Consider the following 24328-nt stretch of genomic DNA (forward strand, 5'->3'; position numbering starts at 1 on the left):
CACCCGCTACGACAAGACCGCCGAGTCCTACCAAGCAGCCGTCACTCTCGCATCGCTCCTGATGTGGGCGTGACATTTGAAGACAACTCCTAGGCATGCCCGGTCCACCACCCAAGGACCCCGGCACCAGCGACGACCTCATCCGCCACGCCCTCCACCACCCACCCCGGCTACTGGCCATCGACGAAGCCCACCAACTCTCCGCTTCCTGCCTCGAGTACCTCCGCTACCTCTACGACGACCCCCACACCCGCATCGCCATCGTGCTGGCCGCCGGCAGCCACCGCATCCGCGCCCTGCGCACCTCAGCCATGCTCACCTCACGCGTGACCTGCTGGCACGACCTCGACCCCCTCGATACCGCCCAGATCACCACCGTCATCCCCGCCTTCCACCCCCACTGGAAGACCATCGACCCGGCCCTGCTCCTGCACCTCGACCAGATGTGGGCCCACGGCAATTTCCGCCGCTGGGCCACCCTCACCCACCGCACCACCACCCGACCCGACCGCACCGACCCCGTCACACTCCTGCGCCACCTCACTCCCCGCCCGGAGCAGCGATGACCCCCCACCCGCCCCCCTCCGGCTCCGGTTCAGCCGAGCCGGACAGTCCACTCCACGACCGCGAGTGGAGCCCGACCTGGCCACCCCGCCATCACACCACCCTCCCTCCCGTCACCCTCGTCGTCACCATGCAAGACGAACAGGACTACATGCGCCTGGCGTTCGACGCCCACCAGCCCCGCCACGGACGCATCACAGTTCACCCCACCCCGCTTGCAGGAAACGGCCCCTACCTGGCCCACGACCTGATCCGCGCCCTCGGCAAACACCTGCCTCTACCCGACGACGACCACGGCCTGCCCGCATGGGCCACCAACTCTGACCGCACCTGGCGCATCACCACAGCCTGGATGCTCACCCTGGACATCAGCCACCTAACCATCTGCCGCGCCCACCGGCTCAGCACCGGCCAATGGGAGCAACTGCTCGCACTCAGCGCCCGCACCGGCATCCACCTGACCCTGCTGTGCAACGGCCCCATCCCAGTGACGACCCTCAGCCTGCTGGACACCATCGAGCATTGGATCCTCGACAACAGACGTGCCGCAGCCTCCCACTGGCGTCCCCAGACCCGCCCGCGACAACCCGCCGGCTACCCGTGGTGGCAACACCGCGCACCCTTCCCGCCACGCGACGACGAACTGCAGTTCCGCATGCCACCCCAGCCTCTGAAGCCCGTCCTTCTCGCCTTCGCACCCTCGCCCCTGTGCCCTGGTCCCATGCCGCCCCTGCCCGTACCGCACCAAGACCCTCTCCACCCCCACACCGCCCAAATCGCCGACCGCATCCACACCCGCGTCGCCCACCCCGTCCACGCCGCCTGCGTCGCCCTGGCAGCACTGACCGGATACAACAGCAAGCAGATCAAGGCCCTCCACACCCAGACGAGCAACGGCCTCCCCGCACTGCCAGCCTGGACAATGACACTGATGGACGCTGCCCGCCACCTCGTGGCCCTGCGCGGCCACCCCGGCGCACCCAACCCACTGTCCGTCCCTCACTGGGAACACGCTGACATTGACCAGGCACTCCACGCCTGCCGACTCCGGCCCACCCCGCCCAACCGCCGATCCCGCACAATCTCCACCTCCGTCCCACTGACGGAGACTGTCCGCCAGCTACGCGGCCTCCCTGCTCTCTGAAGGACACCTATGCTCGACCAGCTCTACACCGATTCCGTCGCAGAAGCCCTCGACATCGCCGATGGCCACCACTGGACCCGTCAGCCCCCGCGCTCGGACCGGGCCCGTTTACGCTTTCTCGCCTCCCGCAGCGCAGACCTCGCCACCCTGGCCGGCCGCCTGAACACCACTCCCCAGACCCTGCAGCGCCTCCTCACCAACCAACCCACCGCACCGAACGAGGCGCTGAGCCGGGCCATCATCAAAGAAGTGATCCGGCTGTGGCAGCCCCGTATCCGCCGCCAGGCCCACCGGGCAGTCCGCGATCAGCAGCACAACCTGTGGGTGCACTTTCGTGGTTGGTTTGGCTTCAACGCCGCAGCAGGGTCCTCCGACGACGGCCGTATCCGCTCCCTGTCGCAGCCCCTGCACCACCCGTACCCGGCGCGGTTGCTCGAGGCCCGACACCACGGCGCCAGCGAGCAGGAACTTCGCAGCATCGTTGCCGATGGGGTCGGCGAGGCGTACTTCCGAGTTTCACCAGGACCCAATGGCCTGCACGCGGTACGACTCACCGAAATCGACTACATCGAGTTCTCCTACTGAACCCGACCACCTGCCACGGGCAGACAAGACCCTGTTGAGCCGAAGCACGATAGGTGTCACAACAGCAGGCTTGTTGTCACCTTCGGCGCTGGCGCCGACAAGCCGTCGTGAGGGAGGGGTGCCGCCGTAGGTCCGTGCCGGCTGCCGGGCTTCGCGCGGAAACTCACTCCCGACCATGGGCCAGCCCATACGCTGAACGGATGGCCAAGGACATAGTCAGCGCCCGTTCCCGGAACCGCATGCGGGAGATCAGTTCGACCATCGGGCTCGACGAACTCTCCGCGTGCTGGGAGGCCGAAGGTTTCCGTCAGGTGTCTGTGCTGGAACCCCGCTCGGGTGGGGCGCGCAAAGCCCGATTCGACTCGTACGTCGATGGCATCGACTGGACCGACACCGACCAGGCACAGCGCGCCCTGTCCGCGTTCGAGGGGATGCTCGTTGCGTTCTTCGGGCCCGGAGGCGTCACGCCAGGCGTGGAGCGCTTCTACAACGACATCGCCCGGGAGTTCACCCGAGACGGTTTTCAGATCAGTCCTACCTTCCAGATCCTCCCGATAGGGGAGTGGCGGCCCGAACACTCTCGGCATGCCGCCCAGGCGTACGCCGATGCCCTCCGCATCCTGCGCAACGCCCGCAACGAGACTCAGCGCTCCCACCTCCTCACCGCCGGCATGGAGGAGGAACGCCTCCGCGACATCCAGCTCATCGCCCTGAACGGCTACTTCGAGGGCAAGTCAACCGGCGAGACGCTCAATGGCGAGGGCAAGACTGACATCCTCATCCGCATCAACAACCGCAACATCGTCATATGCGAATGCAAGATTTGGCGCGGACCTAAGTCCGTCACTGGTGCGCTTGACCAGCTACTTCGCTACACGGACACCGACACCGTCCGCACGGCGCTGCTGACCTTCTTCCGCGCCGGTGACCCGCAGGCCCGGATCGCGGACGCCATTGCAACCATCCAGAACCACCCCGGCTACGAGTCCACCGACGCCACTCGCGCCGACGACAGCCAGCAGTGGACCTTCATGATCCGGGGAAGCGGCACCCCGGGCCAGGCCACCCGCACCGAGGTCGCCTTCATCCCCTACGTCATCGCCTGACCTAGGGTCCGACTTCGGCCCTACCACGACGTCGCAGAAGACCACAGGAGCCCGTTCTTCGTGACAGATAAGCTGACGAATGATCATCTGTGACAGACCGCTTGCCTCACTGGTGACAACCGGAACGCTTCGCCCGGTCTCATTCGCCACCTCATCCGGATCTGCAGGTGACAACTATCGAGCGTCGGCTCACGCACCCGCCCTTTATGACTTCCGCCGACGCCTGCCGCAGCGTTCAGCCTCGCTGCCTGCTCACCCGACCGACGACCCCGCTGCGTCGCTCGGAGCAGGTGGGGAAGTGCCATGGGCCGCAGAGCAGCGTCCCGGCTGAAGCAGTCAACGGGCCAAGCCACGGATCACTCCGCTCCCGGCTCTGTGGCCTGTAGATATTGATGTGCCTTTCTTTGACCCGGCTTACTCATGCAGCTAGTGTCATAGCCGAATCAGATATCTGATCCCGCTTGCTGGAGTGCATGTGCTGCTGACAACAGGTCAGGCTGCTGAAGAACTTGGCTGTGCCGTGACCACGTTCCGCCGTCTCGTGCGTGCCGAATTGCTGCCGGGACTGTCACGCCGAGGCGTACGCGTCATGGCCCCCCTCGGGATGGTCCAAGCCCTCGGTGCACGGCACAGCGCCCCCCTGGATCAGCTGGACGTCCGGGAGATCGCCGTCTTGCGGGTGGACGTCGCTCAACGGGCCCATGATCCGGAACGTGACTGGATCGGTTTCGCAGCCTCCCTCACGCCTGAAGACCTTCTCAAGGCGCTGCGCGGTTGGTGGCGGTGCGACGCAGCGAGCGTCGCAGCTGGGGAAATCTTGCCGGTGACCCTTGCCGGGTATGTCGTCGCCGTCCTCACCGGACTGTCCCGCTGGGAGAAGAACGAGCATGGCCGACACGCTTTTCCCGATGCTGTCCTGGCCGGCTACATCACTGACCTCACCCGCCCCACGAAACACCTGACTGCTCCCGCAGCCCAGGACCGCGCCGTCGCAGACCTGCTGCTGGGCACCCGCCTTGCCTCTCACTCTGGCGGGGCGATCGCCTATGTCGCTGCAGGCAACGCCGTTAACTAACCCACTTCAAAGGGATTGCGATGGACAGCAAGGCCTACACTGCCGCTCTCGCCGAACTGCGTACCCTGCGTGACGAGATCAAGAAGAAGCAGGCTGAGGTGGCGAAGCTTGAGACGGAGCGAGCCCGCCGCGTAACCGCCCTGGCCGGGTACGAAAAAGCCAAGGCTGAGCGGATCGCGCCAGCGGCCGGCATGAGCCTCGCGGAAGTCGTCGCCATCGCCCCCATCCTGGCGCCGGACAGCCTCACCGCCCGCGCGCAGCCTGCGCCGACTAGTCCCGCCCCTGACGTCCACGCGCAACCTGTTGAGGAACCTCCCGCCGCACAGACGCCTGAGCCGGCTCCGGGAGCAGCTGCTCCGTCCATGGCCCGCGGCCCCCGGACACCGGCGCCCGCCGACGCAGCCCCGTCCGCGACGGCCCAGGTCGAGGTCCCTCCTGCCACGGTCCACGCCGCCCCGGCCTCGAGTGAGCCCGCGGCCGCCTCACCGCCACCTCCGGCAAGCGCGCCGTCCCCGCTGGCCGCTGCTGGCATGCCGCGGTCCTTGCCGTCCTTGCCGGAGGGGCCTGAGGGCGACCGGTGGGTCGGTCACACCGCCAATCTGGCCTCGACCCGGCCGAACTTCACTCAGCAGGCCCGCTCCACCGCTTTCCTCGACACTGCCACCGGCATGCTGGTCTACCGTGACCAGGCCACGCGCCTCGATCTGGCCTCCGCTTCCGCCGGCGACATCCTGCAGGCCGTCTTTCACACCGTTCCCGAGGGGGTGGAGCGGATCTACATCACCGCGGGCGATCCCTGGCACCGTGATGTCGGGCGTTACCCGTTCCTGCGTGATGCCGTCGCCGCATGGCTGAATGCCCCGACCGAGGGCTGGCGCACCGACACCGGCCGGGGCAAGGACCGCATGGCCGGGCACTTCGTCCACGCCCGCCATCCCGTTGGCCGCTACCAGCGCGAAGGCGCAGACCAGCACGTCGAGATCCGGTCGGTGGGGGAGTGGTTCGACCCTGACGGAGCCGACCCGACCACCATCCGTGATGCTTTCGTCCTGCTGTGGAAGGCTTTGCGCGCTCACTGGCCCGATGCCGTCATCATGGGCTCGCCCTCCCAGACTGGTCGCGACTTGTGGACCCGCACCATTCCCGCCCGTGGACAGTTCTCTGAGGGTTACCCCGTCCTGTCCGAAGAACTGCGCGGCCTCCTGCACGCCACCGCCGGCCAGGGCCGCACCGAACTGATCACCCCACCCGATGTCCCCGAACAGCTGCCGGCCCTCGTCGAGTACGACCGCACCTTCGCCTACGCCAAGCACACCTGGAAGTCCCCCGTCGGCGCCCCCCGCCGCATCACCGCCGCCACCTTCGCCTCCTGGAGCGAGAAAGAGCAGACCAAGGCCCTCTTCGGCTGCGGCCACTGGCAGGTACGTGTAACCGTCCCCGACGGCTGGAACCACGTCGGCATTCTTCCTGCCCCGGCCCCCGGCGAACGTGCCTGGCACTACCCCCGCACCCCCGGCACCACCTTCACCACCTGGGCCGGTGGCCCCGAGGTCTACACTGCCCTGTCCAACCCCCTGGCCCCGTGGAAGGTCGAAATCCTCGACGGCTTGCTGTGGGACGACGGCAAGCCCCTGGACGACTGGTCCAAGAAACTCAAGGAAGCCTGGGCATCCCTCTCAGCCCAAGCCGACCTGCACGGCGACCCCACCCACCGCCAAGCCGCCCACCTCGCCTCCCGCGCGGTGCGCTCCCTGCTCCTGTATGGCATCGGCTCCTTCGCCCAACGCCCCCGCACCGTCACCGGCACCACCCCCCGCACCGCCGAGCGCGACATCCCTGCCGACGCCGAAATCATCGGCTTCGACGACGACCACGTCACCTGGCAACGCCCCACCGGCTTCTCCCGCGACCCCAACGCCCACCCCGAATGGGCAGCCACCATCTGGTCCGGCGCCCGCGCCGCCCTGCTGTCCATGCGCATGCGCGACGACAACACCCACGTCGGCGCCCTCCACGCACCCCCCGGCACCGTCGTCGCCTTCCGCACCGACGCCATCTACCTCACCGCATCCCAAAACTGGCCTTACCACGGACAGCCCGGCGAATACCTTTACAAAGGCCACCTTGCCGGCCCCCTGCCCGCACCCACCACCGAAGACGAACTCCTCGCCCTGCGCGATGCCGGACGCCACGCCTTCCACCGCACCCGAACCGGCGGTGACGCCTGATGCCACCCAAACGCCGCACCCCTGAACTGAACGAAGCAGCCCAGCTCTCCGACCAGCTCCGGGCCGCCGGCTACACCAAACGCGACATCGCCCGCATCATCAACCGCGACCCCTCCCTCGTCTCCCAGTTCTACACACGCCACAAAGGTGCCGCCTTCGTACCCGCCCTCACCCACGTCCTCGAAGCAGTTCAAGTAGGCGGCATCACCGACATCGATGAACTCACCGCCCTGGCTGCCCCCCACATCACCCGCCGCACCACAGCTGATGGCACCCGCGCCCGAGTGCGTACCAAAGCCATCCTCATCACCCCCACCGGAACCGGAACCGGCCGCGCCGGCGCCCAAGCCATCACCTCCGGCTCCACCCGCCTGCGCCCCCTGATCGCCGAAGCCGCACGACGCGGCCTGCGCCTGGCCTTCACCGTCCGCATGCCGAAGACCTCCTACATCCACGCCTCCGGCAGCCGCACCGACTCACCCGGCATCCGCCGTGACGTCATCCAGCGCGCAGACCACACCGAGGAACGCTCCTACGGGTCGGCCACCACCGGGGGGTTCGACGCCATCGACTTCGCCCGCCGCGTCGACGATGCTTCCGGCGACGTCACTGCCGCCGTACGGCAGTGGCTCGTGGAAACCGGCCGTATCCATCCAGACGCCCACATCACTCACTTGGAGATCCGCACCTGGCGTCGATTCTGACGCATGTCCAATGCTGTACCGGTGGTTGGTCCGCGAACCCACCGATACGACGGGCCGTTCGGCAGGGCTACGTCGCGGGCCAGTGGCCGGTGCTGTTACCTGTCGGCAGACGCGCCCAGACCCGACGCCGCTGGCAGGAAGCGATGGAGCAGGCCCGCATCGACCTGCTCCAGGACCTCCGAGTGAAGGCCTTGCGCGAGCAGACCGATGCCTGGCACGAGGCCGGCCGAATCCGCGCCTACTGCGACGCCCTCCACCAGTACATCTCGTCTACGCCGGCCGTCAGCCCGGAGGAGCAGCAGTCCGTCATGGAGTGGATCACCTGGGCACTCAGCTATGCGGACGACATCGACCCGGTGCACCGCCGCCCCCACATCCCCAAGGGTCCACCGGTCCGGCCAGAGGATCTGCGGCCATACCTCAAGGGCTGAAGCCCACATGGCCCCAAGCGCGCCTGAGAGGGCGCCGTCAAGCAACTCCCGGTGGCGGGTGGCATGGATGGCGGAGGCGCGGACACGGCGAACGCCCTGGTCGCGGCGAGGCGCTATGGGGGCTGGCCTTGGAAGAGGACGACCTCATGCTCCTGGCCGCAGGTTGGGCAGCGGCATTCTCTTCAGCCTTCCGGACGGAGTCTCCCTCGGACGCGGACGTATGCCCGTGGCGCCTGCGGTTGGAGCGAGGGTCATGACCAGGGCGTTCTGCCTTGATCTCGGCCAGCTTCGTTGACAACTTCGGCAATGCGGCCCCCGTTGTCAGTGCTCCCGCTTACCGTTTGGAGAGTGGATGCCGCACCTGCACCCTTAGACACCGGCTTCGCGCAGCGCATCAAAGCGCTGGCGTGCACCGCACCGTTGCACGATCTAGATGCCCGCAAGTCATCTGTACAGACAGCCGACTTGACCGCCTACCAGATGAGCGAGCTCGCACTGCACGCGATCGATCTGGTGACCCTCGCGATGGACTTCGATGCCGGCGCTTCTCCCGAGCGGACCATTGAGGATCTGTCCCGGTACGCCGCCGAACAGGCACCAGACCGCTCTGCGGATGAGCATGAGCACGCTGCTGGATGGGTGCTTGAGAACCTGCTCAATGTGGGATCGGCTGATCGCGGCTTTCGTGCCGTCTACGGAATGACGGGCACGGATGGGTGCTACGAGCGGCGCGATTTCGACTTCAAACTTCTCGAGGAGGTTCCGGGGGCAGACGGCGGGATCTATCTACGTGCTTCGAATGAGGCGGTTAACGTCCTGGTCGGCGCGCTGGAGGTCGATATTGAGTCGGCGCAGATTGCCGCGGATGTGCGGCTCGAGACACTGATTCGGCGCGGTCGGCTGTCCGACGCCCAAGCTGCGGCTCAGGCCGCGCGGTACCGGACGATCCAGTATGGCGAGATGCTGCGCCAGCGGCTCGAGGCGACCAGCCGCGACGTGCGCACTGTGGACTGGCTGAGCGCCATGCCGGCGTTTATCGAGGAGGCTCTTGAGCACATCGAGGCCCGTTGTCGAGCGGAGAACGCCATCCTGGTGAATATCACAGAAGCGCGGGACACCGCCGATACGCCGGTCCGCAAGCAGCAGGCCGCGAGGCTCGTCGGGATCGTCCGTGATTGCTTGCGGCGCCACGAGCAACTTCAGGCAGCGCTGCAGAACGCGGGACGGCGCTTTCGGGCCGAGCAGGATCGGCAGACATTCGCACCGCAGCCGACACGAGCCGACCTCGACCTGCACGCTCAACTGCTGCAGCCCGCAATGACCTTGCCCGTCTGCGACGCCGAGGGGGTGCTTGCTACGTACTTCACGCGGGTGGCCGGCCTGAGCGTGCGTCCGGCCCTGCGACTGGTTGACCTGTTCACCTTGCTGGTGACCCCGCCGGTGATCCGGGAAGTGGTGGGGAGTGAGATTGAGGATCCTGAGCTGTCCGACGCGGCAGAACTGCCGGCTTTCCCGGATGAGTGCTACGAGCACTTGGAATGGCTTCTGAATCTGGACGTGGAGGCCCCGCGACGCCTGTCCGGTCTGCTGGAGGAAGCTCGCGAACTGCACCCTGAGCTGCCGTTGCTGGTGGTCGTGCGGGTTCTCGCACTCGCGGCGCAAGAGATCGGCCCCGCCATCCGACACGGCGCGGCCTCGGTCCTCATCGCCGTTGATGACGGCACTCCGCTGAGTGACCCTGAATTCGCTGGCGCCGACCTCATCGTTGCCCGGGCCGGGCTTTCCTACTCCGCCGACGCCAGTGACTCGGACAACGAAGGTGCAGGCGTGGGTGCCCTCCCCGCAGGCCTCATCCCTGCTACGCGTGAGAGGGGAGCCGCATGAGCGCCTCAGATACCGCAGCCGAAGCCTCCCGGCTGGTCGGGTTCGGATTGCGGCCCAAACTCGTTCCTTCCCGCGACGAGGAATACCGACGGCTCGTGCGGCGCTTCCGTAGCGACGACGAGTTCGCCGCCGTCACCGCCGCCGTTGCCCGGGGGCTGGACCTGGTCATCCTCGAGGTCACCGAGCGCACAGGGGTGGTCGTCGCCTCTACCGAAGAGAGCGTGTTCGCCATCCGGATGGCCGATTACGCGCGCCGAACCGGCGGCGAGGGGAAAGCGCACGAGCGGGTGCTCCACGCCCTGGCTCACCTGGGTGCCGCCACACTTGCCTTCCCCCGGCCAGCCGATCTGGCCGACGAAAGCTACCTCGGCCGGATCACCGTGGAGGGAGTCGAGGCCTTCGTACGACAGGCTGCAACGGCGCTCGCCGAGAACGCGACGGCCGAAGGAGAGGACACCGACCCTTCCAGCGACCGCCCGGGACTGGAAACGGTGTGGCGGGTCTATACGCGCCGCGCCCGGACCGGAGCGACCGGTGACGGGCGCAAACTCGCCAGCTCCACCACAGGCATCGTCAGCAAAGCACTTGCCTTCCTCGCCGACCAAGGCCTGCTCGTACGCACCGGCGACGCACGGGGCGGTACCTACCGCACCACGCCGCGCTATCGGGCACAGGTCCGGGAGGCCGGCGCAATCATGTTCGAGGAGCTTCTGGCACTCGGCATCACCGCAATCACCGACGGGACGGGCACGCTGGCCGCCGTCGAATGGGCGCCCGACGACATTGCCCAGCTGTAGGGGAGGGATGGCTATGTACGAACTCAACCGAGTGCGCATGTTCGGCGTGGGCCCACGTGGAGCCCGCTTCACCGACGTCACCTTGAACTTCGCCGATGTGGGAGCGCCCATCGGCGCAGGCACCTTGTTTGATGCACCGACGCGCCGCCCCAGCCCCTACAGCCTGCTCTTACTGGAAAACGGCGGCGGCAAGAGTGTGCTGCTCAAACTGCTGTTCTCCGTGGTCCTTCCCGGCAAACGCAACACCCTCGGCGGCGCGTCAGACGTCCTGGAGAAATTCGTCGTCGGTGAGGACGCCGGGCATGTCGTACTGGAGTGGATGCACGTCAAAACCGGTGAGCGGGTCGTCACGGGAAAGACCTACCAGTGGCGGCGCACGAGCACCAGCGACGGCCGCAAGCTCAGTGAGGCATGGTGGTCGCTGCGCCCCACCGCCGCCGTAGAGGTGGCCACGCTGCCATTCACCGCCGACGGCCGCCGCTTAAGACTGGGAGGTTTTCAGGAAGCGCTGGAGGAGATTGACCGCAGTCACCCCGCCACCCAGCTGGCCTGGATCGGCTCCCACCAGGGGGAGTGGCTCGAACACCTGCGCAGCCTGCGCATCGAACCCGACCTGTTCGCCATCCAGCGACAGATGAACGCCGATGAAGGGGAGGCGGCCAGCGCGTTCAAGTTCAAGAGCAGCAAAGAGTTCGTCGACTGGCTGCTCACAGTCGTCATGGACCCGGCCGATGCGGTCAGCGTGGCGGAGAACTTCGACAGCTACGCAACCACAGTCGGCGATCGCTCGGCGATGTTGCTGGAGCGCGACTTCGCCGACGGCACCGTGGCCGCCCTACGCCCGGTCGGCGGCGCGTATTCCAAAGCCACGCAGGCGCGAACGTTGCTGGAGCGCACCCAGCAGGACGTTCGGACATTCAGTGCTCAAGTTGCAGCGAGGCACGCCGCTGAGCAGGCTGCTGCCCGACGGCTGAGCACCGAGTATGACTCCGCGGCAGCCGAAGCCAGTACGTCCGAGAGCGACCGTGATCGCACGCGTGACGTCGTCAACGAAATCCGTCGTCAGACGCTTGTTCTCGAACTCGCGGTCGCAGAGGAACAGCAGAACGCCGCACGAGACGGGCTTGCTGCCGCTGAGCTCGAGCTGGCTGGCTGGGCGGCGTGCGAGATGGTCGAAGCACGCGATCAAGCAGCCGCTGATGCACGCGCAGTGACGCAACAGATCACCGACGCCGAAGAGAACGCACGGCCCGCCCTGGCCGCACGCGACACTGCGGCAGCCCAACTCCTGGCGAAGCTGCATGACGAGGCAGCCAATGACCGAGCGCGAGCAAAGCGGCACAATCAGGAGGCCGGACAGCACAAGGTGGCCGCTGGCGAGGCGGACGAGCAGCGGACCACCGCGCTGCGCGCTGAAGAGAAGGCCCGCAGTGAGCAGAAGTCTGCCCTGGCTGAGGTCACAGAGACTGCCCGCGCAGTGGACCAGGCCGTCTCCGAGGGACTTCTCCCGGTCGGCACTGACGTGCCAGCTGCCGCCGTGGAAGCGCGAAGGAACGCAACCCGGCTGGGTGAGGCGCTCGCCGCGACAGAACGTGATGCTGTCGAGGTCGCGAGGGAGCTGAAGGCCGCCCAGGCTCGCGCCCGGAAGGCCGCCGAGGTACTGCTGGGCAAAGAGCGCGAGCGGGAGCCGCTGACACAGCAGTTGCAGCATCTGACTGCCCAGGCTTCCCGGCTCGCCGCGGACGAAGTAGTCCTCGCAGCCCTGGCGGTGGAGAGCCTCGACACCGAGGCCCTCGACGCGTCGGCCGAAGCACTCGCCCGTCAGCTTGCCGATGACATTGGCGTGCGTGAGGAACGCCTGGACGGCCTGCGTGGCGCACAGAGCAACGACATCCGGTTGCTGACCGCCCTGGGCGACGGGGGCCTGTTACCAGCCAGACCCGAGACCGAGGCCGCTGTCGAGGTTCTGCGCGCTTCAGGGATTTCGGCCCACACCGGCTGGCGGTACCTGGCACAAAACGCCGCCGCCGACGAGCGCGCCCTACTCATCGCGGCGCATCCCGAACTCGCAGACGGCGTTGTGCTCGTCGACGCCACGCAGCTTTCGCAAGCCCGCACTGCTATCGAGGCAGCAGAGCTACTGCCGGCAGCCGCGATCGCCGTCGGCAGCGGCGTGCAGCTCCTCACCGCAGCCGAGTTGACCGGTACCCGCTTCGTCATCGACACCAATCCGGCGATGTTCGACGAGGCAGCGGCCGAGGCCCGCCGAGCGGAGCTGAGAGAGGACATGAACCGCCGCGGCCAGGACATCGAGACGCTCACCAGGGCGCTACGTCGAACGCGGGATGTTGCTGCGGAACTGGCTGCCTGGCGCAACGCCTGCCCAGCCGGTCGTCTCACCGAGCTGACCGAACAGGCCCTCGCTGCCGACGCCGCCGTCACCACAGCCCAGGCACAGACAACAGCAGCAACTACAGAAGTGGAATCGTGGGCAGAGCGCGAGAACGGCTGCTCCACGCGACTCACTGAGCTACGTGTACAGGAGCGGGTCGTCGCGGACACCGCAGGCGCCCTCGAACGCCTCGCGGCACGAGCGGAGCGCTCTGCTGACGCGCAGCGAAGAGCGGGAGAGCTGGAGCAGGCCAGAGAATCTGCTCGCCGCACCGTAGATGAGGCGACGGCAGAGAGAGAACAGCATCTGGAGCAGGCTGAGGAGGCCGTGCGGACGGCAGAAAACGCTCGCGACCGAGCCGAGCGCCACCTCGCGGCTGCAGCCGAAGTCGTCACCTCCAGCGGCGAGGTGGCCTTGGCCGTTCCAAAGGAGAGCCTGCTGGCTCTCCAGCAGGCTTACGCAGCAGCAGTCGACGTCTACCGAAGCCTTGAGGTCGGCCAGGACCTACTGTCACAGGCAGACCAGGCCACGGCTGAGGCTGCCCGGCGCCGCACCGACGTTGAAAGCCTCGCATCCGAAGTGACTACCGAAGCTGAACGACTGCTCACCACAGCAGCCGGTGCCGATCGCGCCAGCCGGCAGGCCGCAGTCGCCCAGGCAAGTCGTGAGAAGCAGCGGCTGACCACGGCCATCAGCACAGAGGTTGAACGTGTCGGACAGCTCCGCAGCGAGCTGCGCACCGCTAGTCCCGGCGCTGAACGTGACCGAAACGTGTGGATCACTCTCCCCGAGACACACCGCCCGACCTCCGTAGAGCAGGGACGCCAGCTCCTAGTGACCGCACAGGCCGAACATCGTGCCGCGCAAGAGGTCCTGGAGACTGTGACGCGGAACGCCACAGACCTGCAACGCCAGACCCAGCAGGCAAGTGAAGCCGCCCGTAGCTTCCGAGAAGTGCTCCAACCCATGCAAGCGACCCTTGAGGACACCTCCAGCTCACTGGCGGGGTCGCCCTCCACGACGGAACGGGCCCCTGAAACTGCTGAGCCCTATGAACAGTCGCTAGAGACCGCTCGCGAGCAGTCCGACCGGCTGCGGCGCAATCTGCGTGACGCCCGTGCTGCCGCAAGTGCCGCCGACCATGAACTCAACGACCTCATCGCTGCCGCAGTCCACTTCGTCAGCGGAACTCGTTTCGACACAATGACGAACGTTGCCCGAAGGGCCATCATCAGCCTGGGACGCGAACATCTGGGCGCCCGCGCCACAGAATTCGCCGAACAGCTCGCACAGCGGCTCGCCACGCTGAACACCGACCTGGACAACGCCAGCAAGCACCGCAAACTCATCGTCGAGCGACTCGCCGCGCTCACGGACGGGGCGCTCAAAACCCTACGCACCGCATCACGGCTGTCGAAACTGCCCTCCGGACTCGGAGACTGGGAAAACAAGGAGTTCCTCCGCATCCGCTTCACCGACCCCGACCCCAGCCTGCTCGCCGCCCGCATCGGCGAACTGGTCGACGACATCGCTGCCGCCACAGCGACCCGCCAGATCGGAACCCGCGGCAGTGCCCCAAAGCGCGACGGCATCACACTCCTGCTGCGCTCCGCCGAGGTAGCCGTCCCCAAAGGCTTCACCGTCGAAGTACTCAAGCCGGACTCTGTCCTGCGCGACGAGCGCGTCCCCGTCGAGCAGATGAACAGCGTGTTCTCCGGAGGACAAGAACTCACCGCCGCGATCATCCTGTACTGCACTATGGCAGCGCTGCGAGCCAACGAACGAGGCCAGATGCGCAACCGCCACTCCGGCGTACTGTTCCTCGACAACCCGATCGGCAAGGCAAGCGCGTCCTACCTCCTCGACCTACAGCAAGGCGTGGCCTCGGCCCTGGGTGTGCAGCTGGTCTACACGACTGGACTGTCCGACGACCGCGCCCTGGCAGCGTTCCCCCTGTGGATCCGGATGCGCAACGACGCCGACCTGCGGGCCGGACTCAAGCACATCCGAGTCGCCGACACCGTCCGCGCCCAACTGCCCGATCCATACGATGACGAAGAATCCGGCCTCCCTGGCACAGCGCCAGGCACGGTCACTGCAACCCGCGTCTACCGCCGGCCCGGGGAGAGGCAATGAACCCCTCAACATCAAGCAACGTCATGCTGTCCCCACGAGCTTTGAGGCTCGCCGCAGCGCTGGAGGAGTGGCCGCGAAGAACTCTCACCCTTGCTGAGTTGTGGGAGATCTTCGCGATCGCTGACGCTGCCTCCGCAATGCGCCCCAGCCGCCGCACAGACCTCGCTGAGGCCCTCGAAGCGCTCGCCGCCGCGGGCTTGATCAACTGCTCCCGCACCCGGGACACGTCAGCATCCCCCGCACTGCCGACTCGCCTGACGCTGCCAGCTCCGCAACCCTCGTCCACGGCCGCAGCGCTGGCTCACACGATCGCGTGGCGCCCGGAGCTCGCTTGGGCAGCCTCAGCTCGGCTCACACTGGGACAGATTGGTGTCCTGCGCTCAATCAACGACTGGCTGCGTGACTGCGGCCGCGACGACGACGTCTCACCCTTGAGGGAACGTTCTCTCGAAGTCCTCGGACACGAGAAACGCCTCGATGCCCTGCTTGGCACCTCCCTGTTTGCACCAGGCCGGCTCACGCTTGAACTCCTGCGCACCTTCCGCGCGCACCCACCCCTGCCAGCCCGCCGGACCGGAGACGGCCCCGTGCTCCTCGTGGTGGAGAACGCCGACACCTTCGACACCCTCACTCGCGTGCTGACGGCCGGCCCCGGCGACGTCGGCTGGGTGGCCTGGGGCGCAGGGGCGGCATTCGAGGCATCGGTTGCCTCAGTCCTCGACATGACAGAGGTACGGGCGATCGCATACTTCGGCGACATCGACGCCGATGGGCTCCGGATCCCGGCCAGTGCACACCGAAAGGCTGCGCAGAACGGACTGCCTCCCGTACGTCCGGCGACAGGCCTGTACCGGCTGCTGCTCGACATAGGGGTGCCCCAGCCTGGCCAAGCGCCGCTCGCCGTGGGGAAGGCCAATGATCTCGCCAGTTGGCTCCCCGAGCCCCTGGCAACGCGTGCAGCGTCCCTTCTCGCCACCGGATGTCGGCTTGCGCAAGAGGCAGTCGGCACGCGTGCTCTGCAGGCACACATGGACGCGAGTGAGTGGCGGGACGGCCTCGGATTCCCCAACTGACTGGATTCTGTGCGCGGCGATTGGAGGCTGTGGCCATGGGCATTTTCAGCGTTGCTGCTCCCTGGTGGGGACAACTTTGATAGCTGACGCCAGGTGGTTGGGGTTGCCGTGGGCTTGGCAGAAGATGCGCTCAGGGGTGAGCGCTCGCACTCTTGAAGGCGCAAGCGTGGCTGCTAGCAGCCCGCGAGAAGGCGTTGCCGGCCATCCGCCTCGCCTGATCGACCCACCCCGCGCGCACCATCGCGGTCATCGCCCCGGAGCGCCCTGCAGGTTTTCGTTGGCCCCTACGGCCCCGCCGGGCAGGCATGATGTCTCGTCCATATGCTCCGGCTTGCCTCAGCGCACGGCTCTCGGCCTGCCCCGTTTTTTCTCTCCGTTATCGCAAAACCTCCCCTCGCAGGCATCCCGTTAGTTACGGTCTGTACTCACAGAACCACCCGATAGTTCGGTGCCCCGACAAACGGTGTCTACCGCCAGTCGGTAGTGCCCGACACGGTGAGACCGAGACAGGGAACGGCCGATGACCGATACCGACGCCGAGTTCCACGGCGCTGACAGCACCGTATTCGGCCGTAGTTCTGCCCCCGTGACCGGCCAGCAGTCGTTTGTAGCCCACCTCACCAGCGGCGATGCCGAAGACGAGGTGGGCAAGGTGGCAGGCACTGAGGACTCCACTCCCTTGAAGTTCCACGTTGCTCTTTCCCCTGACGCCTATCTGCAGCTTGACGATGTGGTCAGCACCCGCCGGGAGATCCCCGGGCGCGGCACGGTCGTCACATCCGGCGTGGTGACCGAGGTGGTCGCTCGTCACGAGGGTGCATCGTTCGGCTCGGATGTGTTCCTTATCGCCGACGGAATCCTGCCGGCGAACGTGCAGGAGATCGCCGAGGTCACAACCACTCGAGTCGACCCCGAGTGCTACGTCCCGCCACGCCCCGGCGAGGTCGCCATCCGGGCCGCGGGCACTGCCCGGGACGCCGCGCTGTACTTCGACCGGATGGATGCACGCGTCCCCGCCGGCATCGGCCGGGACGGCGAACCGATCTATCTCAACCTTGAGTTCCTTGACGGCACCCGTGGCGCTCACGTATCGATCTCGGGTATCTCAGGAGTGGCGACCAAGACCAGCTTCGCGCTGTTTTTGATGCACTCGCTGTTCACCTCGGGCGCCCTCGGGGCCCGTGCGGTCAATGCCAAGGCCTTGATCTTCTCGGTCAAGGGCGAGGACCTGCTGTTCGTCGACCAGCCCAACGCCCGTCTCGACGACACCCTGCGCGCCGCGTACGCCCAACTCGGCCTGCCTGCACGCCCCTTTGCCTCGGCCGGCTTCTACGCCCCGCCGCTGCCTGGTGACACCACTGGCCGCCCCCACGTCACCGGCAGGACCAGCGGCGTCACCACGTTCTGGTGGACCCTGGCCGAGTTCTGCGAACGCGAGCTGCTCCCGTACGTGTTCGCCGACGTCGAAGACGAGAAGAACCAGTACACGATCGTCGTGCACCAGGTCACCAGCCGGCTGCGCCGCGAAGCGCAGGCCGCAGGGAACGACGGCGCGGTCGTCATCGACGGAACCATCCTCCGCACCTGGGCGGAGATGATCGACTTCATCTCTGACAAGGTCACCGACGACGTCACCCGCCCGGACTGGGCGGGCCCGGCCATCGGCCTGGGCACGGTGAACGCGTTCGTGCGGCGGCTGCGGTCGTCCCAGAGGCCCCTCGGGCCCTTGCTGCGCGGAGACCTGAACACGAGCACCGACCGCCCGGTTGCGCACTCCATCGACACCTCGCAGCAACAGGTCACCGTGGTGGACCTGCACAACCTGCCGGAACGGGCCCAACGGTTCGTTGTCGGTGTCGTGCTGGCTGCGGAGACCGATCGCAAGGAGCAAGCTGGCCCGGGCGGGCTGCTGTTCACGATGGTCGATGAGCTCAACAAGTACGCGCCTCGCGAGGGATCCTCCCCGATCAAGGACGTACTGCTGGACATTGCCGAACGCGGCCGCTCGCTCGGCATTATCCTCATCGGCGCCCAGCAGACCGCCTCCGAGGTGGAACGGCGTATCGTGTCGAACTCCTCGATCAAGATCGTCGGCCGGCTTGACGCTGCCGAGGCTGGCCGCCCCGAGTACGGCTTCCTGCCCCCCTCACAGCGCCAGCGCGCCACGCTCGCCAGGCCCGGCACCATGTTCGTCTCCCAACCGGAGATCCCGGTGCCCCTGGCAGTCGAATTCCCCTTCCCCGCCTGGGCCACCCGGCTCTCCGAAGTCGCCGACCCCACCTTCACCACCGGCAGCCCCGCAGCTGGCCAGGCCACCGGCAGTGCGGCGCGACCGGACCCCTTCAGCAGGCTGCCTCGGCCCGAGAGCGATCCGTGGCCTGACGACACCGACGACGGCGCCATCGACGAGCCGCCCTACTGACGCCTGCCACCTCACTCCCCGGCGCACCAACGCGACACGCTGCTCTTTTTCAGCCACCCGCAAAGGACCCGCCCGTGAAGTTCCTACACACCTCCGACTGGCACATCGGCAAAACCCTCAAGAGCCGCAACCGGCTCGAGGAGCAGGCTTGCGTCCTGCGAGAGATCACACAGATCGCTGTCGGCAACGACGTCGATGCCGTCCTCATAGCCGGCGACATCTATGAAAACGTCGCACCCACTGCAGACGCGCAGAAGCTCGTCGTGCGCACCCTGCTCCACCTGGCCAGGCAGAACATTGAGGTCATCCTCATCGCCGGCAACCACGACCACGGCGCCACGTTCGAGGCCTACAAGCCACTGATGGACGTCGCCGGAATCCACGTCTACGGACAGGCCAGACCAGCCGCGAAGGGCGGCGTGCACACCTTCCGCGCCAAGTCCACCAACGAGCACGTCAACGTCGCTGTCCTGCCGTTTCTCTCCCAGCGCTACGCCGTCCGCGCCGCCGAGATCATCGCCAACACCCCGTCGCAGAACGTCGGCGCATACGACCAGCTCGTTCGTGATGTCCTGGCCAATCTGACGGGAGCGTTCACCCCGGACGCCGTCAACATCATCATGGCCCACCTGACCTGCACCGGCGGCGCCTTCGGCGGCGGAGAGCGGCCCGCCCAATCGATCATGGAATACCATGTGCCCGCCGCGATCTTCCCCGCCGAGGCGCACTACGTGGCCCTGGGGCACCTGCATCGCAGGCAGCAGATCCCGGCCGCCTGCCCGGTGCACTACAGCGGCTCCCCCTACGCCATCGACTTCGGCGAGCAGAACAACACCCATGTCGCCTGCCTCGTCGAGGCGTCCCCCGGCACCCCCGCAAACATCACCGACATTCCCGTCACTGCCGGCCGCAGACTGCGCACCGTCGAGGGAACTGTCGGCCAGCTCACCGCCGACCCCGCCAGCTACGGCGAGGACTACCTCAGGCTCGTGGTCACCCAGCCCGGCTACGCCGGCATGCGCGACGACCTGTACGAAGCCCTCCCCAACGCCCTTCAGATCCTGATCCACCCCGATCATGCGGATACCGGCGCCACGGCGGGGATCAGCGTCGACCAGCCCGTCAAGACGCCTGCGCAGCTGTTTGCCGATTACTGCCACAGCGTCGGCGTCAGCGACGACCGGGTCACGGCTTTGTTCAACCAGCTCCACGACGACCTGACCCGCTCGACCACTCGTCTCTGAAGCCCCAGGCCTACACTCCGCCCAAAGGAATCCTGCAGATGCGTCCCGTTCGTCTGGAGCTCAACGGCTTCGCCGGCTTCCGCGCCCCCACCGTGGTCGACTTCACCGACACCGACTACTTCGCCCTCACCGGCCCCACCGGATCAGGCAAGTCCACCATCCTCGACGCGCTGACGTTCGCCCTCTACGGGTCGGCCTACCGGTGGGGACGCAGCAATGCCATCTCCTACGCGCTCGCCCCCACGAGCAACCGCTGCACGGTCTCGCTTACCTTCGACGTCGGATCGCAGCGCTACCAGGTCGCCCGCGAGGTCCGCCGCATCGGCCAGCAGATCCAGCAGAAGGCCGTCAGCCTGCTGCAGTTCACCGACCCCACCGCAGTCGCCGTCGAGGCAGACGGACCGCAGCCGGAGGTACTGGCCGGGGAAATCAAGGAACTCAACACTGCCATCGAGGAGCTGCTCGGCCTGTCCTTCGACGACTTCTGCCAGTGCGTCGTCCTGCCCCAGGGCGACTTCGCTCGGTTTTTGTCCGCCAACGTCAGCAACCGCCAGCAGATCCTGCTCAAACTCCTCGGCGCTGCCCAATACGAAGGCATCGGCAAGCGCGCCGGAGCCCAGGCCGACCAAGCAGCCAAGGAGATCGAGGTCCTCGACGACCAGCTGAGCCGGCACGCCGACGCCACCGCCGAATCCGAGGCCGCCGCACAGGCGCATGTTGCCACGCTTGAACTGCTGGCCGTCACCGTCGACCAACTCGTGCCCCGCGTCACCGAGGCACACACCCGCGCACACGAAGCCGACGCTCGAGCCGACAAGCTGCGCAGCGAGACCGATCTGCTGACCTCCATCCGCACCCCCGACGGCATCGAAGAGCTGCAACATCAGGCCACACAAGCACAGATAGCTGCCCGGCAGGCCCGTGACGCCGCCGACGCAGCCGCTCAGACCCTCTCCGACGCCACCAAAGAGGCTCAGTCTGGCCCCCAGCGCACTGACCTGACCGTCACCCGCGACCGGTACACCGAGAAGGCAGGCCTGGTTGGGCGCCGCGACGGCGTCATCGCCGATGCGGAGCGTGCCCAAGGGGAGTTGACGCAGTGCGAAGAACGGCTGAATGCGTCGAAGGACGCCGTCGCCAAGGCCCGCGGCAGCGCCGAGGAGGCCCGTGAGCGCCACGACCAAGCCCGGCAGACGCACGAGAAACTGCAGCGTCGCCGACAACTGCTGGATGCCGTCCGCACCCCCGACGGCATCACCGACCTGACCAGCCGCGCCGCAGCTCATTCCAACGAGGTCGAAGCCGCCGCCGGGCAGCTGGCCACGGCCCGCGACCGGCATGAGCAGGCCTCCCGTGCGCTTACCGCCGCCGGCGATGGCAGCCGGCTCACGGACGCGCACCAGACACTCGACCAACTCCTCGACGTCATCGGCGTGCTCACGGACGCCACTGGCGAACTGGACAACTGTGTCGATACGACCAGCCGGACCGCGGAGGCGGTGGCCGGCGCGCAAGCGCGCCTGAACGCGGCCACGTCCACGGTCGACGAGGCCCGCGCCCTCGCCGGTGCCGCGCAGTTGCGCCCTCAGCTTCAGGTGGGACACGCCTGCCCGGTCTGCGAGCAGAACGTCACCACCCTCCCGCAGCCGCTGTCCGATCCCGCTCTTCACACAGCCGAGGCGGCGCGGGCCGCTGCCGCAGAAGAACACCGTGACCTGCTGGCCCAATACGAGGACGCCAAGACGACGGTCGCCGACAAACAGCGAGTCGTAGACCAACTCACCACACACTGCACCCTGCTCGATAAGAGGCTGGGCACGCTGCTGCCCGACCGCTCCGCCGGCACCGACCGCGACTGCAACGCCGACCGCGCCCAACTCGACGAACTCACCGCATCCCGCGACCAGCTGACCGACGATGAACAGCAGGCCCACGACGCGGTACAGAAAGCCAAAACTGCTCACGATTCCGCCACATCGGCGGCGGCCGCGCTGCAGCGAGAACTCGACCGGGCCCGCAGCACCCTCCACTCGACGCTGGGCACGGTGGCCGCTCTCGACCCGCCGGCCGTCGACGCCGACGACCTGACCGCGGCCTGGGCCGACCTGGAGGCCTGGGCCTGCACCCAGACCTCCACCGCAGAACGCGACCTGGCAGCCGCCGCAGTCGAAACAGCCGACGCCGAAAAGACCCACTCGGACGCGACCATTGCGCTGGATGCAGCCGACCGCGCGCACGCCGACGCCCAGGCTTCCCACACCACAGCCGTCCGGGACGCCGCAACCGCCGACCTAGAGAAGACGACCCTGACCGACCGCCTGAGCAAACTCGAGACGCTTCTGGACCAGGCGCCGCCGGAAGACGAACTGACGGCCCTTTTCGAGGAATGCGCCCGCCTCGAGGCGGCCGTGAAGACAGCCACTGCTGACACCAACCACACACGAAAGACAGCCAAGGCAGCGGCGGCCGAGCAGGAGCAGTGGCAGGACCGCACCGCGAGTGCCCGATCCGTGTTGACAGCCAGCCGGGATGCGGTAGCGGCGCTGAATCCACCGAGCCTCGACACCGACGACCTCGCCGCCGCCTGGTCCATCCTGACCGGCTGGGCCAGCCTCGGGGCCAGCGACCGGCAAGCCGCCACCCTGCGCGCAGATTCCGACGCTCAGACCGCCCACGACGAAGCCGACCAGCTCCTGGGCCGCCTGGAGGCACTCCTGGGCGACAATGACCTGGATCCCCACGACCTCGTTGACGGCCCGGGGCGTGCCGCACAGGCCCCACGGATGGTGGCGGTCGCAGCCGAACGCGCCCGGGGCCAGGTAGAAATGATCCAACGCAGCCTCGCCGACGCCGCCTCGATACGAGACAAGATCGACGCCGCTCGTACCCGGCAACAGGTAGCCGCCGAGCTGGCCCGGCTGATGCGGTCCAACAAGTTCCCCCAGTGGCTCGCCAACTCAGCCCTCGACACCCTGGTCGCCGGCGCCTCGCAGTCACTGCGCCAGTTGTCAGGCGACCGCTTCGACCTCAGCCACCAAAAGGGCGAGTTCTACGTCATCGACCACTTCGACGCCGACTCCTCGCGCTCGGTGCGCACCCTGTCCGGCGGCGAAACCTTCCAGGCCAGCCTGGCCCTCGCACTGGCCCTCTCCGACCAACTGGCCAGCCTGGGCGGCGCCACGAAACTGGAGTCCATCTTCCTCGACGAGGGGTTCGGTACCCTCGACGTCGACTCGCTCCAAACCGTCGCCGACACCCTGGAAAACCTTGCCCAGGGAGAGCGGATGGTCGGAGTGATCACCCACGTCACCGCCCTCGCCGAACAGATTCCGGTCCAATTCTACGTCCAGCGCGACACCCGCACCTCCACCGTCACCCGGCAGGGCACATGATCAGCGCAGCACAAGCCTCCCGCATGCGGTTCCACGTCGACGGCTGGGACCCCACCTACGGTTCCAGTGTCGAGAACGCCGAGAACGGCATCGGCGACTCCACCGCCGAGGTCACCCCCCACATCGAACTCGCCCCGGCCGACTGGAAGCCCATCTCGCCCTCCCAGGTATCCGCCCCAGGCGCAATCCTGTTCGTCGACGGCATCCGCCGCGTCGAGGCCCGCATCTGGATCGAACAGCCCCCATCCGCTGAACCGGCCACAAGCCCCGGCAGCGCAGTCCGGGATGCCCGGATGGCGCTGTGCGCCTCGTACGCGGCAGGCACTGTGTGCTGCTGCCCCGATCGCGGCGCGCATCTGCTGACCATCGACTACCGGCGTGGCCTGTTCACCACCGCCACCAACGCCGCCGACGTGCCCACCACCGCCGGAACCTACAAGGCCACCATCACCCCCGACGACCAGGACCAGAACCTCGCAATGCTGCTCTCGACGGCACTGCAACGCCAACTCACCGATCTCGAAGTCCTCGTCGCCACCCATGCCCGCACCGCCCTGACCGGCCACGGCGTCCCCGAAGACTCGGACCTCCTGGTCGTGGACGGACCGCTGCGCGGCCGCACCCACCTGCCGCGCGCCCTGGGATTCATCAAGTCCCACCGCACCGCCTACCTGCCGCCCGACCTGCACGCCATGATCGCCACCCTGGCCCCAGGCGAACGCAGCCCGGTGTTCTTGATGGGCACCTCCTGGCACCGCCACGCGTGGTACCTGCGGCTACCGTGCACACCCGGCGCCCCGTGGGCCGGGGTAGTACGGCTGGAATGCGCCGCCGACATCCCTGCGTCCGAGGCGATCGAGCTGGCAAACCTCTCCCAGGCCTTCCTGCCGCGGTACGCCAGCATCGAGTACAAAGACACCCGGGCCCCGCAGAACCTGGTGCCGGTCGCCGGACTGGAGAGAGACCTACGCCGCCACCTGGGCAACCCCATCCTGCTCAGCCGCGCTCTACGCGTGGCATCGGCAAGCTGAACCGCAGAAACCCGCCAGCTCCCACGCCCGCAACGCCAGCAGCCCGACCGCACTGCCGAGTAGATCTCCCGGCAACGCCCCAATGACCGCCTCACCAGCTCATGTCCCGGAGCGGCACCC

The 24328-nt window shown here is 67.4% G+C and carries 16 protein-coding genes; all 16 read left to right on the forward strand.

Going from position 1 to position 24328, the window contains the following annotated elements:
• Positions 1 to 95: 95 nt before the first annotated feature.
• Entirely contained in the window at positions 96 to 566 is a 471-nt protein-coding gene (locus AB0G84_RS35015; RefSeq protein ID WP_361330332.1) for an ATP-binding protein, read from the forward strand.
• Positions 567 to 694: 128 nt separating this feature from the next.
• The gene (locus AB0G84_RS35020; protein WP_361330335.1) at positions 695 to 1708 is read left to right on the forward strand and encodes a hypothetical protein; all 1014 of its coding nucleotides are present in this window, start codon (positions 695 to 697) and stop codon (positions 1706 to 1708) included.
• Positions 1709 to 1717: 9 nt separating this feature from the next.
• On the forward strand, positions 1718 to 2293 hold the full coding sequence (locus tag AB0G84_RS35025) for a hypothetical protein (RefSeq protein ID WP_361330337.1): 576 nt from the start codon (positions 1718 to 1720) through the stop codon (positions 2291 to 2293).
• Between the two features lie 200 nt (positions 2294 to 2493).
• Complete coding sequence (locus AB0G84_RS35030; RefSeq protein ID WP_361330340.1) at positions 2494 to 3399, forward strand: hypothetical protein; 906 nt, start codon at positions 2494 to 2496, stop codon at positions 3397 to 3399.
• A gap of 475 nt (positions 3400 to 3874) precedes the next feature.
• Positions 3875 to 4474, forward strand: a complete 600-nt coding sequence (locus AB0G84_RS35035) for a DNA-binding protein (protein WP_361330343.1) — start codon at positions 3875 to 3877, stop codon at positions 4472 to 4474.
• Positions 4475 to 5025: 551 nt separating this feature from the next.
• The gene (locus AB0G84_RS35040) at positions 5026 to 6702 is read left to right on the forward strand and encodes a hypothetical protein (RefSeq protein ID WP_361330346.1); all 1677 of its coding nucleotides are present in this window, start codon (positions 5026 to 5028) and stop codon (positions 6700 to 6702) included.
• Positions 6702 to 7406 carry a helix-turn-helix domain containing protein gene (locus AB0G84_RS35045; RefSeq protein WP_361330349.1) on the forward strand — a complete coding sequence of 235 codons (705 nt, stop codon included), beginning with the start codon at positions 6702 to 6704 and terminating at the stop codon, positions 7404 to 7406. Before AB0G84_RS35040 ends, AB0G84_RS35045 begins: the two co-directional genes overlap by 1 nt.
• A gap of 143 nt (positions 7407 to 7549) precedes the next feature.
• Positions 7550 to 7837 carry a hypothetical protein gene (locus AB0G84_RS35050; RefSeq protein ID WP_361330352.1) on the forward strand — a complete coding sequence of 96 codons (288 nt, stop codon included), beginning with the start codon at positions 7550 to 7552 and terminating at the stop codon, positions 7835 to 7837.
• 348 nt (positions 7838 to 8185) lie between these two features.
• Complete coding sequence (locus tag AB0G84_RS35055; RefSeq protein ID WP_361330355.1) at positions 8186 to 9721, forward strand: hypothetical protein; 1536 nt, start codon at positions 8186 to 8188, stop codon at positions 9719 to 9721.
• Positions 9718 to 10518 (forward strand): hypothetical protein, encoded by an 801-nt coding sequence (locus tag AB0G84_RS35060; protein ID WP_361330358.1) that lies wholly within the window; start codon positions 9718 to 9720, stop codon positions 10516 to 10518. The genes AB0G84_RS35055 and AB0G84_RS35060 overlap by 4 nt, the downstream gene beginning before the upstream one ends.
• Positions 10519 to 10531: 13 nt before the next feature.
• Positions 10532 to 15046, forward strand: coding sequence for a hypothetical protein (locus tag AB0G84_RS35065; RefSeq protein WP_361330361.1), 4515 nt, complete (start codon positions 10532 to 10534; stop codon positions 15044 to 15046).
• Positions 15043 to 16119 (forward strand): Wadjet anti-phage system protein JetD domain-containing protein, encoded by a 1077-nt coding sequence (locus tag AB0G84_RS35070; protein ID WP_361330364.1) that lies wholly within the window; start codon positions 15043 to 15045, stop codon positions 16117 to 16119. The genes AB0G84_RS35065 and AB0G84_RS35070 overlap by 4 nt, the downstream gene beginning before the upstream one ends.
• 520 nt (positions 16120 to 16639) lie before the next feature.
• Complete coding sequence (locus AB0G84_RS35075) at positions 16640 to 18541, forward strand: ATP-binding protein (RefSeq protein ID WP_361330367.1); 1902 nt, start codon at positions 16640 to 16642, stop codon at positions 18539 to 18541.
• Between the two features lie 74 nt (positions 18542 to 18615).
• Positions 18616 to 19785 carry an exonuclease subunit SbcD gene (sbcD, locus tag AB0G84_RS35080; RefSeq protein ID WP_361330370.1) on the forward strand — a complete coding sequence of 390 codons (1170 nt, stop codon included), beginning with the start codon at positions 18616 to 18618 and terminating at the stop codon, positions 19783 to 19785.
• A gap of 38 nt (positions 19786 to 19823) precedes the next feature.
• Positions 19824 to 23177: an SMC family ATPase gene (locus AB0G84_RS35085; protein WP_361330373.1), complete on the forward strand. Its 3354-nt coding sequence runs from the start codon at positions 19824 to 19826 to the stop codon at positions 23175 to 23177.
• Between the two features lie 23 nt (positions 23178 to 23200).
• Complete coding sequence (locus tag AB0G84_RS35090; RefSeq protein WP_361330376.1) at positions 23201 to 24208, forward strand: hypothetical protein; 1008 nt, start codon at positions 23201 to 23203, stop codon at positions 24206 to 24208.
• Positions 24209 to 24328: the final 120 nt, after the last annotated feature.

The sequence above is a fragment of the Streptomyces sp. NPDC020742 genome (assembly GCF_040641675.1).
GTDB lineage: Bacteria > Actinomycetota > Actinomycetes > Streptomycetales > Streptomycetaceae > Streptomyces.